We start from the raw sequence: 15,274 nt of genomic DNA, 5'->3' as shown, positions 1-15,274 counted from the left end.
ATGACTTAGGTCTTTTTATTAAAAATCGATTTAATAAAAAACAATGAATAAAAATTTTTATTCTATTAAATAATATTTATTTTAGAGCTTAGAAGTAAGATTGAAAAGAAAGGCTATTTTAGAATAAGTGATGATTAATCTAACGGAATATATTAATACTCTTCACGCTTTAATCATTAGAAAGAGGATCTAATAAATCATATAGACACTGTTATCTCTTTTTAAAGTAGATTTTCCAGCTCATTAATCAGTAAATCCACCAGCATAAAAAAGCCAATACGCGATTTGGTATCATCTTTTTTAGTATCATGATTATCAGCAAAACAAAATAGAGCATGAGTTGCATAAGTGGTTAATTCATTAGTATTAAATGCTGTCATGCTAATGATGTTGGCATCTTTTAACTGCACAATTTTTGCTGTCTCAATGATTTTCTTGGTACCACCAGAAAGCGAGATAAAGATAACCGTATCGTCTTCATTAACAAGGCGTGTAAACGAATCAGATAAGTTGTAATCATTAATAAAAAAGCAATGTAGACCTAATGCAAACAATAGATGTTCAAGGTAATACCCTACCGCTTTGCTCGTACCTCTTGCGACAATAAAAATATTTCTAGAATGACGTAAAGTCTTCGCGCACTCCTGAATTTGCTCTTCATTAATTAAGGTGAATGTTTTATGAATATTTTTTTCTAATTGTTTTTTATAAGACGCCGCATTAGTTTTTTCGACTTTATTTCTCGTCAAGATATAATTATTAATTTGGAATTTAAGCTCTTTAAATCCACTAAATCCTAATTTTTGCGATAAATTAATGATAACCGTTTTTGATACAAATGTTTTGGCAACTAAATCATTAATATTTAAATACGGAATATCCGCAATATTATCGGTGAGATATTTTAATACTTTCTTTTCGCTGATGGTTAAATTGTCATAATTTTTTAAAAAATCCAGCATATCTCACCCAATAAATTAATCTAAAACATCTTATGAAGACAGCACACATCAAAAAAGCAGTTCTGTTCTTTTTGCGAGTTTATGTGAAATAAAGTGCATAACGAGTATACGTTAAATCATACAGTTATGTAGGATCAGAGTGGTATTTTGTGAAATAGGATAATATTGAGCCCATTTTTTAATGAGCTCAATACGTGTTATTCGTTACCCCAGCGATTAAGAAACATGGCGATATCATCAATGCGCTTTTTATCAATACCCGCTTCTTTTGCCATCTCTTGCTGCGCGTTCTCACTAATTTCTTCGTTATTCATTAATCGGGTGAGTAGCAGTTGGAAGTAGAGGGCAAGCGCATCTTCTTCTGCTTCAGCAACAGGCTCTATCGACTCCATCGCATACTCTTCGACCATATCATAATATTTAAAATGGATTTCATTGTTCATTGGTTATCCCCAAGGTTAGTTTATAATCATTATATTCAAATTATTAAGAGTATATCTCTACATTCGCCTGTTAACTTAAAATTCGCTATCATCCACTTCCTTCTTTTTTGCGGATAAGCTGATGTCTACGATTATCGATACTTTTATTGCTCCACCCTGCCATGATGAAATCGAGATCCTTTATCAAGACGAGCACTTAGTCCTTATCAATAAACCGACAGGATTATTGAGCTTATCAGGAAAAAATCCACAAAATATAGACTCGGTACATTATCGATTAGTGAAGCTATTTCCGGGATGTACTCTTGTGCATCGGCTTGATTTTGGCACATCTGGATTGATAGTTGTGGCACGCAATAAAGCAGTTAATGCCCTTTTGTGTCAGCAATTTAGCCAGCGCAGTGTAACCAAGGTATACAACGCACTACTATGTGGACATTTGAATGATAATGAAGGAATAATCGATGCACCTATTGCAAAAGATCCGGCTCTGTTCCCGCGCATGTCAATTTGTCCGATTAATGGCAAGCCTGCACGCTCTCGTTATCACATTATTGAGCGTTTTTATCATACGTTAGAAGATGGAAGGTTGTTGCCTTTAACACGGGTACAATTTGTGCCTGAAACAGGAAGGACGCATCAACTTCGTATTCACAGCCAATTTATAGGGCATCCTATTTTAGGTTGTGATTTATATGGTGGGTGCGATGGGGGTTTAATGGACGGAACTGAACGGACTCTGCGGCTGATGCTTCATGCGAGTGAACTTCATTTTGTTCACCCCATTAGCCAAGTACCAATAAAAGCGTACAACAAGAGCCCGTTTTAAATATCGATAATTACAGTTTAAGCGCTTTTATTGTTTCATCGATATCAAGTTCATCTTCAGTAAAAACTATTTCTGTTCCGTGCATTGTGGTGATCGCAAGCTTTCTCAACGTACGCATATTATTAGCGCCATCCGCTGATTTTGGTCTGATGCTATTCATTAAAGTACCGACAGAAAGTACGGTGTTTTCTTTATTGATATGCGTATCTGCGGACACATCTTCACTAAAAATTCGAAATGATTTAATGGATGTCAGTTTAATTCGTTCACCAGCAATATAAACATATTTGCTGTCTGGGATCACTTTCACCGCGTAAGCCGACAGACCTTTGGTATTTGTGGTTGGCTCAAACGTGACATTGGCATCTGTCTTTATCAAAGCAGGGTTGGCAACTTTAATCACATGAAAATAACGGTTATCCCCGTTTTCATCTTTAATAAATCCAAAACCTTTATCTTCAAACCACTTCGTGATTATTCCGTTCATTGCCATTATCGCCTACTTAATCGTTTATCTACAAAAATTTCCAGATGCAGTATAAAGCACAATGCTTATACAGACTATGCCTTTGAGCTAATAAGCTACATTGCTTATTACCACATCAAATCATCTGGAATTTTAAAATCAGCATAAGGATCGTCTTCATCTTGTTCTGTCTCGCTAAGTGCGTTATTTAACAAGATACAGTCCACATCTCTTTGTGTAATCTTATCCGCAACACTGGCTGGAATAATTGCGTATTCCGTTTTATCCGCATTATCCAGACGAGCAATCGCGAGACGTCCACTAATCAATTGAGATTGCGTCAACTTATCCACCACGATATTTTTAATCACATTATTGTCAGTGAAGTTAAAATCAATATCGCCTTTTGCTGGCGTAATTCTATTCATCTCAATAAGTTGCTTAACTTGTGCTTTATATTCTTTAGATAAAGTGGCCTGTTTTTGTTGCTCACTAAGCAGTTTATCGCGTTCAAGTTGGGCTTTTTTATTTTCTTCTACGGCTTCTCTTGCTTCTCGTGCCTGAATGCGTGATTTTTTTGCTGTTCTTTGGACTTTTGCCATTTTTTTACTGGTCACAAGCCCTGCTTTTAACATTTGCTCTTGTAAGGTAAGTTTTGCCATTTTTATGCCTAAATCTGCTCAATAATTTTTGAAATTATACCTGTAATTTCCAAGAGTGCATCAGATTGTAAGATTAGTGGTTTATTGAGAGAAATTGGAGTTGTGAAATTTGAACCTATCCGCACATTCAGAGTATATTGGAAAAACTATTATCAAACTTTCTTTTATAACAGGTAATACTAACAATGGCTCTGATCCCAAAAAACTATGCACGGTTAGAAAGTGGCTACCGTGAAAAAGCACTGAAAATCTACCCATGGGTATGTGGACGTTGTGCGCGTGAATTTGTCTACTCGAACTTACGTGAACTCACCGTTCATCATATTGATCACGACCATACCAATAACCCAGAGGATGGCAGTAACTGGGAGTTATTGTGTCTATTTTGCCATGATCATGAACACTCTAAATACACAGAAGCAGACCAATACGGCACAACGGTTGTTGCCGGTGAAGATGCACAAGATGATGTCGGTGCAGCAACCTATAATCCTTTTGCTGATTTAAAGTCGATGCTTAATAAGAAAAAATAGTGAAGATATTGTCTGCTTTGGTGCAACCAACCAGCTCCCTTTTCACGCTCTTACACAGAATAGTGTATACTTGCCAACCATAAATTTGTTCATGGTTAATTAATAATGAAAGAAAACGAAAAAGCAAAAATCAAACTCCTCAGCGACCGTTTAGACTTTATTCGTCACAAGATGGCAAGCCTTTCGTTATCAGACGAAGCGGAAAAATATGCAGAGTTTGAGAAAGAAAAAGTAGAACTGGAAACTGAAATCGCTCGTCTGAAAGCAGTACGTAACAATAAACTCAGTAAAGAAGCACAGAAATTAGAGGGTATGCCATTCAAACGCCTCATCACTAAGAAAGAACAAGCTGATATTGGCAAGCTGAAGAAAGCCGTACGAGGATTGATAATTGTCCATCCAATGACAGCATTAGGGCGCGAAATGGAGCTAGAGGGGATGACCGGTTTTTCTAAGACTGATTTCTAGTGAGAAAATAACCTCAACTAAAACCTGTCATGAACGACTAATACTGAAAGGTTCTTAATATACTTTTCGTTGTTATGAACCGTCAGTTATCCGTAGTTTTCTTACTACCCTCTGGGTATTGTAATACCTAGCAATCATTGAGAAGTTGTAATGTAGAGTATTACGATTAAACTGACATTTTCCCTCTAATCGAACTATCTATCTTTCTATAGAGTAATGCCTTTTTATAGATTTGTTCATGTAAAGAGTTTAAAATTTTTCTGGGAACATCATAGTTATAATTATTGAAATAATACTCATATAAATAATTTAATATTGATCCAAAAACTACCTTACCTTGATCCACTACCTCAATAAAGAAACAGTAATCCTGCATTAATCTTTCTATTTTTTCTATCAACGCCTTGTCAGCCTTAACTTCAATATAAGTATCTTTTTTGTCAGGTAACACAAAGTAAAAGTCTTCTCTCATTTCCTTTAAAATCATCACACAAACCTTATCATATTAAAAATAGATGTTATCTATAAAAACACAATAGTTATCATATTTAAAATGTACAAGTTATCACTTTATCTCGAAAACAAAAGGAAAAATAGATGATGATGATTAAAGCTAATATCAGAGTAAAAACGGGGAAAGGAAACGCAAAAAAAGAGGGTATAGAAAGCATTTTTTTCTCAACAAAAGCTGAGGGTAAACTCCTTTTTGTTGGTATAGTAATATACCTATGATTGTTACATGATTATCTTTGTTACATATCCACTTTACTTATATGACTACTTTACTGATATCTCTCTCAGTGATAAAGATGAGTAAGTCATCACTAAGCACTCTCGCAGTAATATATATTAAGCATTCATATTAACTCACCAATAGCTGTTCAATTAAACCATTAACAATAAATTACAAAGTAAAAAATAAACATTATATCCATTGATATGAACAAACCCATTATCAAGGATAAATATCATGTTTATTAACTACCCTGACGAGAGTTACAATTCGTCTTACCTAACAATCATTCACAATGTGATTAATGATGCGTTGAATTCATTATCACGTATTATTGCTATTCGTGTTGATCTACGTTTCCCTTATTCCTCTATTGATATTCCACCTAATAATAAAATAATGACACGCTTTATCGAATCACTCAAAGCAAAACTAATCAGTGACACGAGAAGAAAAGAGAAAGCTTGGGGTAGGCGTCTCAATAATCCATTACATTATGTTTGGGTAAGAGAATACAGTGAAAGGAATAAACAAAAACATTACCATCTTCTTTTATTATTGAATAAAGACATCTATTACACATTAGGTCGATATAATGAAAGTGATAATGGCTTATCTTCCATTATACAATCTGCTTGGTGTAGCGCACTTAATATTAATTACCCTGCCAATGCTTCTTTAGTACATTTTACAGAGCAAGGTAAATATTATTTAGATAGAAACTCACCTTCTTTTAAACAAGACTTAAGCTCCATTTTAATACGAGTTAAATACTTAGCTAAACATCATACAAAAGACTATAACGATGCTTATCGTTCGATTGGTTATAGCCTCTAATAGTCTTTTTTTACACAGAAGGGTAATGATATAGAAGTCATACTCTTCCCTTAATTAAGAGACGACTTCTGCTTTTTTATTCTCATAAAAGACAGGAGCATTATCATGAGTACACAACCCACTTCTTTATTAGACGGTGAATTAATCGATATGAAATTCATTACTCGATTTACTAAACTCACCGATAAATGGTTTTATAAACTCATTAAAGACGGTCAGTTTCCTAAACCCATTAAACTAGGACGAAGTTCTCGTTGGTACAAACACGAAGTAGAAACTTGGCTAAAAGAACAAATTTCTAAATCAAGAAAATAATCACTTCTTATTTTTATTTATTATTTTCTCCTTATCCATTAATTAAATTATTCCATTTCAATCACTCTTATCATGTTAATTCATGAGGAATAACTGTATCTGTCGTATCTATTATTAATACATTTATCTATAATCCGTAACCCACCAGCCTAAATATAGCGGGTGGGTTACAGGAATCATAAGATCATTATTTAATTAAGGTAACTCGACCTCACTAATACTAGGTGTTGCATTCGTGCTACCTTGATAAATATTGGCATACCCTTGCTGCGGATAAATAATTACCGCATTTTTTTCTATATCAAAATCACAGTGAATCATATTAGGCATAAAGACGGCTTGTTTCTTCTTAACGTTAACAGCCCAAATTCCACCTGATCCACAATCTCTAGGTAGCTGAGTTTTTACCACGCTATAACGCCCTTTCTCTGCTAAAAGGTCGCACATAATATATTCATTACACCCCCTCAAAAGGTGAAGAGCCCTCTGAAGTCTTTACCACCTCCAATTCATCCTAAGTTACTGCATAAGGATTTATAGACATAACAGTAAATAAACCTACTCGAGTGCTCATTATCGCCTTGTGGCAAACAAAGAATAACGTCTCCTATGGATTTCTTCACCCAATCACATCGACCACTCACTTTGTACAGATAAGTCTTATTTACGGCATATAGATTAAATTTATTTACTATTTAGCTTGCGCTTATCTGAAACAACTTGCTAGCTTAAAGTAAATATGTGAAATAAATGCGGTGGATAACGGAATGGTCTGCTTTATTTTCAGTTGCCACCCTGCATCTGAAAGGAAATAAGCATGGATGTTTTTATACAATCTCAGGATCGTTATCATCTCACGGTACAAGGCTGTGAGGCATTATTAGATGTCGAGCACTTCACAGGGCATGAAGCTATCAGTGATACCTACTATTACCAAATTACCTTCACTTGTGATGCTCAAGATTTACAACCGCAACAGTTACTTCGCCGTAGCGCCACACTCGCTTTTACGCCACCACTGAATAGCTTGGGTGATTTAGTCTCCCAACCTCCTGTCACTAAACAAGTTCATGGTGTTGTGACTCAATTTCGTCGTCTATCTGGCTCTGCTGATGAAGCGCGCTATCAATTGGTGATTGAGCCAATGTTTGCTTTATTGCGTCATCAAATTCGTAGCCATCGATTTTTCCTCAATCAATCGGTGCCTGATGTGGTAAGTCAAATCTTACGTGAGCATAATTTTAAAGATTGGGAATTTGAATTTATCCTTAAGCAAGATTACCCCAAACGGGCGCAAATCAACCAATATAACGAAAGCGACCGTCAATTTATTGAGCGTTTACTAAGTGAAGTGGGGATTTTCTACTCCTTTTATCTGCAAGATGACGCTCAAACCGAAGTGATCCGTTTTGCCGACCGCCAAAGTGCGTATGCCTTTGATAAAACCCTGCCGTTAAATAGCCCATCAGGCATGAATGATAATCATCAAGAAAGTGTGTGGGGATTATCATTACATCACCAAGTGGTCGAACAAAGTGTTTTAACTAAAGATTACAACCACCGCCAAGCACAAGATACCTTGATTTCAGCCGTCACGGATATGACGCGGGGTGATGCCGATGATATTCATTATGGCGAGGTCTATCACTATCAAGCACGTCATTTGACCCGCGGTGATAAAATCAATCCCGAGGTGGAAAGCGCCAATTTTTGGGCACGTCTTGATCATGAACGTTTCCTTACTCATCAAACGCGCTTAAAAGGCGAGAGTAATGCGGATTTCTTATCACCATTACAAGTGTTCACCATTACGGATAACAGTTTAACTTCCTCATTACCTACCGTATTTCAATCACCGATTTTAATCACTCGTTTACGCTTTAGTGGCGGACGAGAAAAAGCACTGCAAGTACGATTTAACGCTGTTCCTTACAGTGAAACCCTGTGTTGGCGACCGGCATTAAAGCCACGCCCTGTCGTCACAGGAACGTTAACCGCACGTATTACTAGCGCGAAAGATAACGATATTTATGCTCATCAAAATGATGCGGGTTTTTATTGGGTGAAATTTGATGCCGACCGTGACGATAAACCCATGGGGTATGAAAGTATGCCCGTGCGGCTTGCCAAACCTTATGCGGGCGACACCTACGGTATGCATTTTCCGCTAATTCAAGGCACCGAAGTCGCCATTGCCTTTCATGAAGGCGACCCTGACCGCCCTTATATTGCCCATGCATTGCATGATTCTCGCCACCCTGATCCCATCACCGATAAAAATAATACCCGTAATGTGATTCGTACTCCTGCAAATAATAAATTGCGAATGGAAGACAAACGGGGTGAAGAACATATCAAGCTGAGTACTGAGTATGGCGGAAAAACGCAACTCAATTTAGGGCATTTGGTTAACCAAGGGCGTGAAAAGCGCGGTGACGGCTTTGAATTACGCACCGACAGTTGGGGTGCTATCAGAGCAGGTAAAGGGCTGTTTATTAGTACCGATTTACGCACCAAAGCGTCTTCTGAACAACTGGATATTCGTGAAGCCAAACAACAGTTAGAAGATGCACTTCATTTAGTCGATTCTCTGCGTGAAGCCGCCGAGGTAGCAAAAGCAGAATTAGCCAATGTCAAAGCCCAACAGCATTTATTAACGCAATCAATCAGTGAATTACAACAAAATGCCATGCTGTTAAGTGCACCTGCGGGGATGGCATTGACATCGCCTAAAACGGTTCATGTCAATAGCGGTGAAAACATTGTGCTAACAGCACAACACCAAGCGGATATTTCAGTGGGCAAAAAAATCACCTTAGCCGCGGGCAAGGCCATCAGTCTATTTGCTCAAAGCAGTGGTATTAAAGCTTTTGCGGCAAAAGGAAAGGTCGAACTGCAAGCACAAAGTGATGAAATGCATTTAACATCGCTAAAAGATTTAACCGTCACCAGTACGGGAGGGAAAACCGTGGTAGCCGCCAAAGATGAGCTATTACTCACCTGTGGCGGGGCGTTTATTCGCTTAAAAGGGGGACAAATTGAGTACGGTAGCCCAGGAAATCAAACGGTAAAAGCCACTAATTGGGTGGTCAATGGCCCTGAATCTATGGATATCACACATCCCCATTTTCCTCAGTCCTTACCTAAACAAACGCTACGCTTTCAATTAAGTGCCTCTCCCCAAAGCCCCATGAAAGCGAGAGCATTTGAGCCTTATGAGCTTTATACCAATGGCGCGCTTATCCATAAAGGGGTAAGTGATGCAGAGGGAAATATCCAAATTAATCACGATATCTCAACCGAAAGTTATCAATTGTGTTTATTGAGTGGCGATCGCTATGACATCACCATCCCAACAAGTGAAAATGAAGAGAATGAGGAGAGCGAGAATTTACCGGTCAATCAAGGTTTTAGAACTAGCGCCCCAAGTCAAGATAGAGAAGTATCGAGAATAGGCAATCAGTGGAGTGAAAATCTGGCTCAATTTTTAGCAACCGACAAGGGGGATAAGTAATATGGCTGGCAATCCATGGGATCAATTTCCGATAGGAGTTAAACTCCCTCAATCAGCGACACCGCCGATGATTGAAATCCCCGTTTCTCAGTGTATGCAGACAATAGCAACGCCAAGTTGGATACCTGAACGAACAAAGTACCCCATGAGCCTATTCGCTTATTCTCCACTGGTTAACGGCGAAGAGACCTTTGCAGCCGTTGCTGAAGCAATACGAAAAGCGAAAAAAAGCATCGATATTATTACTTGGGGGTTTCAGCCTTCTATGTGGTTTGAAAGAGAGAGTGGTCCAGTATCGACAGGACGTTACCCCAATATTGGTGAATTATTAGTGCAAAAAGCCAATAAAGGTATTCAAGTTCGGGTGTTAGTTTGGTTTGACCATGTGGGAAAATTAGCAGAAAAAAGCTTTCCGGGTTGGGGGCAGCCACTTCAGCTACCTGAATATACGCATTTTAATACTAATGACTATAATGTATTCGGTGAAAAGCTAGGTTATCAATCAGAGAAACAGTACCAATTTGATATTGCTTGGACAAGGAAAGTCTTACGACAAGAAATTCCCAACCTATCTGTACGAGTACGCGCCCTTTCTATGAGTATCCCTGGCTCACGATTAGCCGACGTCACTAAACAAACAAACCATCCGTTTTCGAGTGAAGAATCAGAGTTAAGTATTCGATGGGCAGCACTTGCTGGTGGCTCAACCCATCATCAAAAAATGGTATTAATTGATTATGAAGAGAGTCTCGATGCCATTGGTTTTGTAATGGGACACAATATGCATTCTCAATATTGGGATCAAGATGCTCATAGCATTGAACGTTGTGCTCCTAATCAAGGACGTGATGGCCCTACTGCATGGCAAGATACCTCGAATTGTGTGTATGGCGAGTTATTATATGATTTAAATGATAACTTTGTGACGGCATGGGAAAAAGCAGGATCAGCAAATAAAGAAGACTTAAAACAGCTTTCCCAAAGAAAAAACTGCTCACGTTGTGATTATACGCCTAGTGATGCACAAATTAATGCTATCGCTAACCGTTATTCTTTTTTAAAACAACCCCTAATAAAGACCAGTGGTAAAATTTGCCGTACTCAACCTGAATATAACGAATACGATATTTTAAAAGCTTACGACCATGGTGTGAAACATGCTCGTCATTATATCTATTTTGAGAACCAATATTTTCGCTTGTCATCTATTGCACAAAATTTGCGAGATATGGTCAGTGAACGTAATAAGCGTTTTGCCGAAGCCGCAACCACCGATAGCAAGTTACAAGGTCTTAATCCTCCCCCGTTTTATCTTTTTGTGGTCACGAATTCAACGGAAAAACCGAGTGTAGGTGAGTCTAATGAAGTCGGCGGTTATCAAACTTTTAAGATGTTAGATCAATTAGGTCGTCGAGATTTAATGAAAGAACACGTTTTCGACTATAACTATAAAATAAAATCAGGTTTTTGGGGAACCTATATTCCCGATGAGAATATAAAAAGTCCTGATGATATTAAACCTGAAAAAATTGAAGGTCTAGAAACCATGATTTGTACATTGGTATCGCCTGATTCAGATAAATGGCAACCCGTATATGTGCACAGCAAATTAACCTTAGTTGACGATACGCTTTTAATTCAAGGCTCTGCGAATATTAATCTACGCAGTATGGCATTTGATAGTGAAATTGCTGTGGTATTGCAAGATACCGACGACTTTCCCATTGTTAAACCGTTAAGAAAAAGGTTATGGGGGTTGCATAAAGGAATAGGAAATATTTCTGATGATTCAGAGACGGAATTTGATGAATGGGCTGATATCGCTAATAAAAACAAAGGATTAAAAAAAGATAAAAAAACACCCATAAGTTCACTTATCCCTTTTGAAGATAAAACCATTAATCTAAAAAATTCGGATTAAATCATGAAAAACAAAATAATGACGGCATTATTGCTAAGTTTTATTTTACTTGCGGGTTGTAAGCCCATTGAAAAAAAGGATATCACGGTGACTCAAAAGACAGAACCCGATTTAACCTTTACTTGTGTCTATGAAAAAGACACGTTACCGCCTGTTGACCCTGAAGCTGACCATTGGTTTAAACAAGCCCGTAAGCTTGAAAAGGTCAATCAATACCAACGCGACTATGCCCAAATTGGTGAACTCTATCGTAAAGCGGCTGACCGTAATCACCCTAAAGCCATGTTAAACCTGGGTAACTTAATTAGCTATGGTAAAGTAGCACCCCTTGCAGGAAAAGGTCCCGCGCAAGAAGCGTGGGATATTGCCCGCAAAATGGCCACACTCAATATTAGCTATGGTTATTACCAAATGGGGCACTATTTAGATACCGGCTATGGTGTTGATAGAGATAGAACCCGCGCGCTAGCTTATTTTCGCCAAGCCGCTGATTTAGGAAATCCTGAAGCGCAATATGTGATTGGGGATATTTTTATCTCACAACGAATTGGGGATAATGATAATCCTACTTATCGACCTGATATTGGAAAAAAATGCTGGATTGTTCTGCAAATCAAGGTAATGGAGAGGCTGCATATCGTCTAGCAAATTATTTATGGAATGTTGAAGAAGATACTAGTGGAACATTAAAATACTATCAGCTATCTACAAAAAATGGATATAGATCTGCTGCGTCAACATTTGAAGGCGCATTTAAGCCTAATGTAAAAGAAAACTCCTACTATTATTTACCTGTAAAACCAGATCCTGAACGTTCTCTCCGTTATGAATCTATCAAATTAGAAATAAGAAATAACCCCGAGGCACGCTTTCCCGATATTGATAAAATTGTCCCTCTTCCTCCTGCTGAACTCCCCGAATGGGATGGCACCTTTGAGTATAAAAAACAGGCTGAGGAGCAATAATTAAATGGCGACTTCTTTTTTATCGACAACATTATCCTTTATCCGCGATAGCGCCAAATACCTAATCATTTGCAGTGCGCTATTGCTGATAAGTTGTAAGCCGTTAGATAAAAAAGACGCCTCAATAAATCAAAAAGCCGAACCCGATTTAACCTTTACTTGTGTCTATGAAAAAGACACTTTACCACCGATTGACCCTGAAGCTGATAACTGGTTTAAACAAGCCCGTGAGCTTGAAAAGGTCAACCAATACCAACGAGACTATGTCAAAATTGGTGAACTCTATCGTAAAGCGGCTGACCGTAATCACCCTAAAGCCATGCTCAATCTGGGTAACTTAATTAGCTATGGTAAAGTAGCACCCCTTGCAGGGAAAGGCCCCGCACAAGAAGCGTGGGATATTGCCCGTAAAATGGCCACACTCAATATTAGCTATGGTTATTACCAAATGGGGCATTATTTGGATACGGGCTATGGTGTTGATCGAGATAAAACCAGTGCCTTAGCTTATTTTCGCCAAGCCGCTGATTTAGGCAATCCTGAAGCACAATATGTGATTGGCAAAATATTTATTGCACGACGAATTGGAGATAATAACAATCCTGCTTACCGCCCTGACATTGGAAAAAAAATACTCAATTGTGCATCTCAACAAGGAAATAACGAAGCGACATGGCGTTTAGCTGCATATTCAATTAATGTTGAAAAAAATTTTGAGAGTGCTTTAAAATACTATCAATTAGCGACGATTATGGGACATGAAATGTCAGCGTCTATGCTAGTTGATGCGTTTAAACCAACTACAACCCCCAAAGACTACTATTATCTCGCAGTCAAGCCTGATCCTGAACGTTCAGCTCGTTACCAAGCTATCGTAAAAGAAATTGATGCTTCTAATGAAACCGCCACTTTTCCCGATATCGATAAAATTGTCCCTCTTCCCCCAGCTGAACTGCCTGAATGGGACGGTACTTTTGAGTATAAAAAACAGGTAAACCAATAAAAAGGATTTGAGTATGCGCGCGATTATTCGTTTAGGGGACAAGACAACCCATGGCGGTGAAGTGATTACCGCATCGGGTTCCATCATGTACGGTAAACCAATAGCACTTGTCGGCGATAAGGTAAATTGCCCTAAGCAAGGACATGGAATAAATGCTATTTTGCCCGGTTCAACGCGTATGATAATGTCAGGGCGTCGAGTTGCACTCAATGGTTTTCAAACCGAATGTGGTTGTACACTGATTGCCAGCTTATCAGCGTCAGGTGAGCAATCATGATAAGTTGGAACATCCCTTCCTTAACGCACCCACCCGCCCCTAAACCTCCTCGTTTTATACGTTGGTTATTTATCATGATCATGATGGGAGCAATTGGATTTGCACTCGGCCTTTATTTATCCATAAGTGAAATGCTATCACCGACAATAAATAACACCATGCTAATCGTTGTCTTTGCGCTTTGTCCCGCGCTATTAACGGGGTTAATCCGACTCTTTATTTATTCTTTTGCCTCTTATCGTCATCAACTTTTTACCGACATGCTTGATGATGCAAGACAAAAGTGGCGTCACTGGGCGGGTAAGCATCTTGGGTTATTAACGCATGCTCGATTAACGCATATTGATGAAGAGAGAAAAGAAGATGAGCCTTTATCTTCATTGGCTCCCAATAAAGGCAATATCCTTAAGCTCGAACAGTTGAAATCATGTTCTTTATGGGAAAAACAAGAAAGGGTGGTGCAAAAATTATTGGCTCCGATTGCAGAGTATTATCATCAATACAATCTGACTGTACCACTAACATTATATTGGCAAGCGGAAGAACAAGAGACTGATTGGCAAGCGCTTATTCAACAAGAAGCGGTATACTTATCATTACCGCTAGATACTGTCGAAATCTTGCCCTACGCGTCGTTCAGTGAATGGCTATTAGCGCTGTATGAAAATGCTTTTGAACCTAAAGTATACGCGATATTAACGTTTCAGTTAGATCCGACGGCCAGCGAAGAAGCCACGAGCCTATTGCTTGCCCCCCAAGGGCTTTATGAACAACTGAACGCCCCGATTAAAGCAAAACTTCTACGTCCGATAGCCACAGAGAGAGATACTTTTGCTGATGCATTAAAGACACAATGTGAATTTCAATTAAGTGGTCCTCAATTAACCGCTCTCTGGCACAGTAATGTGAGTGAGAGTGATCAAGGAGAATGTATTCCGCACTATATTCAACAAAATATAAATTGTCTTTCTGAGCATTTTTATGACTCAAACGTATTTTTGGGTATAGGTGGTTTAGCAAGACATAGCGTAACACTCTCTTTGGCTAGTGAAGCCCTGAAGCCCGTACTGATAACGTATCAAAATGGAAATAACCTGTTATTGCAACAAGTCATTATCTAACGGTACATCGTCGATAAATAAATAGATGAAGGGGGATGATTATTGATGCGTACTTATTTTATACAGCCTGCATGCCCGATTATAATGATGTTAATCTTAATGTTCTTTTAACTCACTTAGAAGAATGTTGTCAGCACTATTCTGGTGGAGTCTTGTTCTAAATAAGCACACTGTTGAGTATAAAATTAAAAATAGAATCACAATAAATCAAAACACTAATGATTT

General features: G+C 38.2%; 19 protein-coding genes. 13 read left to right on the top strand and 6 right to left on the bottom strand.

From position 1 onward, the window contains the following. Positions 1 to 221: 221 nt before the first annotated feature. Both GWJ01_RS04065 and GWJ01_RS04060 read right to left on the bottom strand, forming a co-directional pair. A complete protein-coding gene (locus GWJ01_RS04065; RefSeq protein WP_098941581.1) occupies positions 222 to 962 on the bottom strand; it encodes a MurR/RpiR family transcriptional regulator in 741 nt (246 codons plus the stop codon). Positions 963 to 1,159: 197 nt separating this feature from the next. Then, positions 1,160 to 1,405 carry a DUF2543 family protein gene (locus GWJ01_RS04060; RefSeq protein ID WP_098944033.1) on the bottom strand — a complete coding sequence of 82 codons (246 nt, stop codon included), beginning with the start codon at positions 1,403 to 1,405 and terminating at the stop codon, positions 1,160 to 1,162. A gap of 121 nt (positions 1,406 to 1,526) precedes the next feature. Here GWJ01_RS04060 and GWJ01_RS04055 point away from each other — a divergent pair, with 121 nt between their 5' ends. Beyond that, positions 1,527 to 2,234: an RluA family pseudouridine synthase gene (locus GWJ01_RS04055; protein ID WP_161710726.1), complete on the top strand. Its 708-nt coding sequence runs from the start codon at positions 1,527 to 1,529 to the stop codon at positions 2,232 to 2,234. A gap of 10 nt (positions 2,235 to 2,244) precedes the next feature. Here the strand turns inward: GWJ01_RS04055 and GWJ01_RS04050 are convergent, their stop codons facing one another. Both GWJ01_RS04050 and GWJ01_RS04045 read right to left on the bottom strand, forming a co-directional pair. Further along, positions 2,245 to 2,721: a cold-shock protein gene (locus tag GWJ01_RS04050; RefSeq protein ID WP_161710725.1), complete on the bottom strand. Its 477-nt coding sequence runs from the start codon at positions 2,719 to 2,721 to the stop codon at positions 2,245 to 2,247. Positions 2,722 to 2,828: 107 nt separating this feature from the next. Further along, on the bottom strand, positions 2,829 to 3,362 hold the full coding sequence (locus tag GWJ01_RS04045; RefSeq protein WP_109395226.1) for a DUF2058 domain-containing protein: 534 nt from the start codon (positions 3,360 to 3,362) through the stop codon (positions 2,829 to 2,831). Positions 3,363 to 3,547: 185 nt separating this feature from the next. Between GWJ01_RS04045 and yajD the strand changes: the two genes are divergently transcribed. Next, positions 3,548 to 3,895 carry an HNH nuclease YajD gene (gene yajD, locus GWJ01_RS04040; RefSeq protein ID WP_006534437.1) on the top strand — a complete coding sequence of 116 codons (348 nt, stop codon included), beginning with the start codon at positions 3,548 to 3,550 and terminating at the stop codon, positions 3,893 to 3,895. A 105-nt stretch (positions 3,896 to 4,000) separates the two neighbouring features. Further along, the gene (locus GWJ01_RS04035) at positions 4,001 to 4,363 is read left to right on the top strand and encodes a YibL family ribosome-associated protein (protein ID WP_109395225.1); all 363 of its coding nucleotides are present in this window, start codon (positions 4,001 to 4,003) and stop codon (positions 4,361 to 4,363) included. Between the two features lie 166 nt (positions 4,364 to 4,529). On the opposite strand, the gene GWJ01_RS04030 is transcribed toward GWJ01_RS04035, so the two are convergent. Next, complete coding sequence (locus GWJ01_RS04030; RefSeq protein WP_161710724.1) at positions 4,530 to 4,850, bottom strand: hypothetical protein; 321 nt, start codon at positions 4,848 to 4,850, stop codon at positions 4,530 to 4,532. Positions 4,851 to 4,960: 110 nt separating this feature from the next. Between GWJ01_RS04030 and GWJ01_RS18915 the strand changes: the two genes are divergently transcribed. The 3 genes from GWJ01_RS18915 (at position 4,961) to GWJ01_RS04020 (ending at position 6,248) form a co-directional block, all read left to right on the top strand. Further along, positions 4,961 to 5,095 (top strand): hypothetical protein, encoded by a 135-nt coding sequence (locus tag GWJ01_RS18915; RefSeq protein ID WP_261245723.1) that lies wholly within the window; start codon positions 4,961 to 4,963, stop codon positions 5,093 to 5,095. A 238-nt stretch (positions 5,096 to 5,333) separates the two neighbouring features. After that, a complete protein-coding gene (locus tag GWJ01_RS04025; protein WP_109401661.1) occupies positions 5,334 to 5,933 on the top strand; it encodes an inovirus Gp2 family protein in 600 nt (199 codons plus the stop codon). Between the two features lie 105 nt (positions 5,934 to 6,038). Continuing rightward, entirely contained in the window at positions 6,039 to 6,248 is a 210-nt protein-coding gene (locus GWJ01_RS04020) for a helix-turn-helix transcriptional regulator (RefSeq protein ID WP_161710723.1), read from the top strand. A gap of 195 nt (positions 6,249 to 6,443) precedes the next feature. Here the strand turns inward: GWJ01_RS04020 and GWJ01_RS04015 are convergent, their stop codons facing one another. Continuing rightward, on the bottom strand, positions 6,444 to 6,695 hold the full coding sequence (locus GWJ01_RS04015) for a hypothetical protein (RefSeq protein WP_161710722.1): 252 nt from the start codon (positions 6,693 to 6,695) through the stop codon (positions 6,444 to 6,446). 370 nt (positions 6,696 to 7,065) lie between these two features. Here GWJ01_RS04015 and GWJ01_RS04010 point away from each other — a divergent pair, with 370 nt between their 5' ends. The 7 genes from GWJ01_RS04010 to GWJ01_RS03985 are packed head-to-tail and all read left to right on the top strand — an operon-like array spanning position 7,066 to position 15,049. After that, entirely contained in the window at positions 7,066 to 9,762 is a 2,697-nt protein-coding gene (locus GWJ01_RS04010) for a type VI secretion system Vgr family protein (RefSeq protein WP_161710721.1), read from the top strand. A 1-nt stretch (position 9,763) separates the two neighbouring features. Next, positions 9,764 to 11,683 (top strand): phospholipase D-like domain-containing protein, encoded by a 1,920-nt coding sequence (locus GWJ01_RS04005; RefSeq protein ID WP_109401664.1) that lies wholly within the window; start codon positions 9,764 to 9,766, stop codon positions 11,681 to 11,683. Positions 11,684 to 11,686: 3 nt separating this feature from the next. After that, the gene (locus tag GWJ01_RS04000) at positions 11,687 to 12,328 is read left to right on the top strand and encodes a tetratricopeptide repeat protein (protein WP_237585695.1); all 642 of its coding nucleotides are present in this window, start codon (positions 11,687 to 11,689) and stop codon (positions 12,326 to 12,328) included. After that, positions 12,277 to 12,648, top strand: a complete 372-nt coding sequence (locus GWJ01_RS18770) for a DUF6396 domain-containing protein (protein WP_237585694.1) — start codon at positions 12,277 to 12,279, stop codon at positions 12,646 to 12,648. Before GWJ01_RS04000 ends, GWJ01_RS18770 begins: the two co-directional genes overlap by 52 nt. Positions 12,649 to 12,652: 4 nt before the next feature. Beyond that, the gene (locus GWJ01_RS03995) at positions 12,653 to 13,651 is read left to right on the top strand and encodes an SEL1-like repeat protein (RefSeq protein ID WP_161710720.1); all 999 of its coding nucleotides are present in this window, start codon (positions 12,653 to 12,655) and stop codon (positions 13,649 to 13,651) included. A 13-nt stretch (positions 13,652 to 13,664) separates the two neighbouring features. Beyond that, positions 13,665 to 13,928 (top strand): PAAR domain-containing protein, encoded by a 264-nt coding sequence (locus GWJ01_RS03990; protein WP_109401666.1) that lies wholly within the window; start codon positions 13,665 to 13,667, stop codon positions 13,926 to 13,928. Continuing rightward, a complete protein-coding gene (locus GWJ01_RS03985) occupies positions 13,925 to 15,049 on the top strand; it encodes a hypothetical protein (protein ID WP_109401667.1) in 1,125 nt (374 codons plus the stop codon). The genes GWJ01_RS03990 and GWJ01_RS03985 overlap by 4 nt, the downstream gene beginning before the upstream one ends. The last annotated feature ends 225 nt before the right edge of the window (positions 15,050 to 15,274 follow it).

Source organism: Proteus sp. G2618 (assembly GCF_009915995.1).
GTDB lineage: Bacteria > Pseudomonadota > Gammaproteobacteria > Enterobacterales > Enterobacteriaceae > Proteus > Proteus terrae.
Note: the sequence above shows the minus strand (reverse complement) of the source record. Positions and strands in the feature narration are given on the sequence as shown.

Coding starts and splice junctions, on each gene's coding strand:
- yajD (WP_006534437.1), top strand. CDS start 3,548: ATGGCTCTGATCCCAAAAAACTATGCACGGTTAGAAAGTGGCTACCGT.
- GWJ01_RS18915 (WP_261245723.1), top strand. CDS start 4,961: ATGATGATGATTAAAGCTAATATCAGAGTAAAAACGGGGAAAGGAAAC.
- GWJ01_RS04005 (WP_109401664.1), top strand. CDS start 9,764: ATGGCTGGCAATCCATGGGATCAATTTCCGATAGGAGTTAAACTCCCT.
- GWJ01_RS04030 (WP_161710724.1), bottom strand. CDS start 4,850: ATGATTTTAAAGGAAATGAGAGAAGACTTTTACTTTGTGTTACCTGAC.
- GWJ01_RS03985 (WP_109401667.1), top strand. CDS start 13,925: ATGATAAGTTGGAACATCCCTTCCTTAACGCACCCACCCGCCCCTAAA.
- GWJ01_RS04015 (WP_161710722.1), bottom strand. CDS start 6,695: ATGTGCGACCTTTTAGCAGAGAAAGGGCGTTATAGCGTGGTAAAAACT.
- GWJ01_RS04000 (WP_237585695.1), top strand. CDS start 11,687: ATGAAAAACAAAATAATGACGGCATTATTGCTAAGTTTTATTTTACTT.
- GWJ01_RS04035 (WP_109395225.1), top strand. CDS start 4,001: ATGAAAGAAAACGAAAAAGCAAAAATCAAACTCCTCAGCGACCGTTTA.
- GWJ01_RS04060 (WP_098944033.1), bottom strand. CDS start 1,405: ATGAACAATGAAATCCATTTTAAATATTATGATATGGTCGAAGAGTAT.
- GWJ01_RS04010 (WP_161710721.1), top strand. CDS start 7,066: ATGGATGTTTTTATACAATCTCAGGATCGTTATCATCTCACGGTACAA.
- GWJ01_RS04055 (WP_161710726.1), top strand. CDS start 1,527: ATGTCTACGATTATCGATACTTTTATTGCTCCACCCTGCCATGATGAA.
- GWJ01_RS04020 (WP_161710723.1), top strand. CDS start 6,039: ATGAGTACACAACCCACTTCTTTATTAGACGGTGAATTAATCGATATG.
- GWJ01_RS04065 (WP_098941581.1), bottom strand. CDS start 962: ATGCTGGATTTTTTAAAAAATTATGACAATTTAACCATCAGCGAAAAG.
- GWJ01_RS04045 (WP_109395226.1), bottom strand. CDS start 3,362: ATGGCAAAACTTACCTTACAAGAGCAAATGTTAAAAGCAGGGCTTGTG.
- GWJ01_RS03995 (WP_161710720.1), top strand. CDS start 12,653: ATGGCGACTTCTTTTTTATCGACAACATTATCCTTTATCCGCGATAGC.
- GWJ01_RS03990 (WP_109401666.1), top strand. CDS start 13,665: ATGCGCGCGATTATTCGTTTAGGGGACAAGACAACCCATGGCGGTGAA.
- GWJ01_RS18770 (WP_237585694.1), top strand. CDS start 12,277: ATGCTGGATTGTTCTGCAAATCAAGGTAATGGAGAGGCTGCATATCGT.
- GWJ01_RS04050 (WP_161710725.1), bottom strand. CDS start 2,721: ATGAACGGAATAATCACGAAGTGGTTTGAAGATAAAGGTTTTGGATTT.
- GWJ01_RS04025 (WP_109401661.1), top strand. CDS start 5,334: ATGTTTATTAACTACCCTGACGAGAGTTACAATTCGTCTTACCTAACA.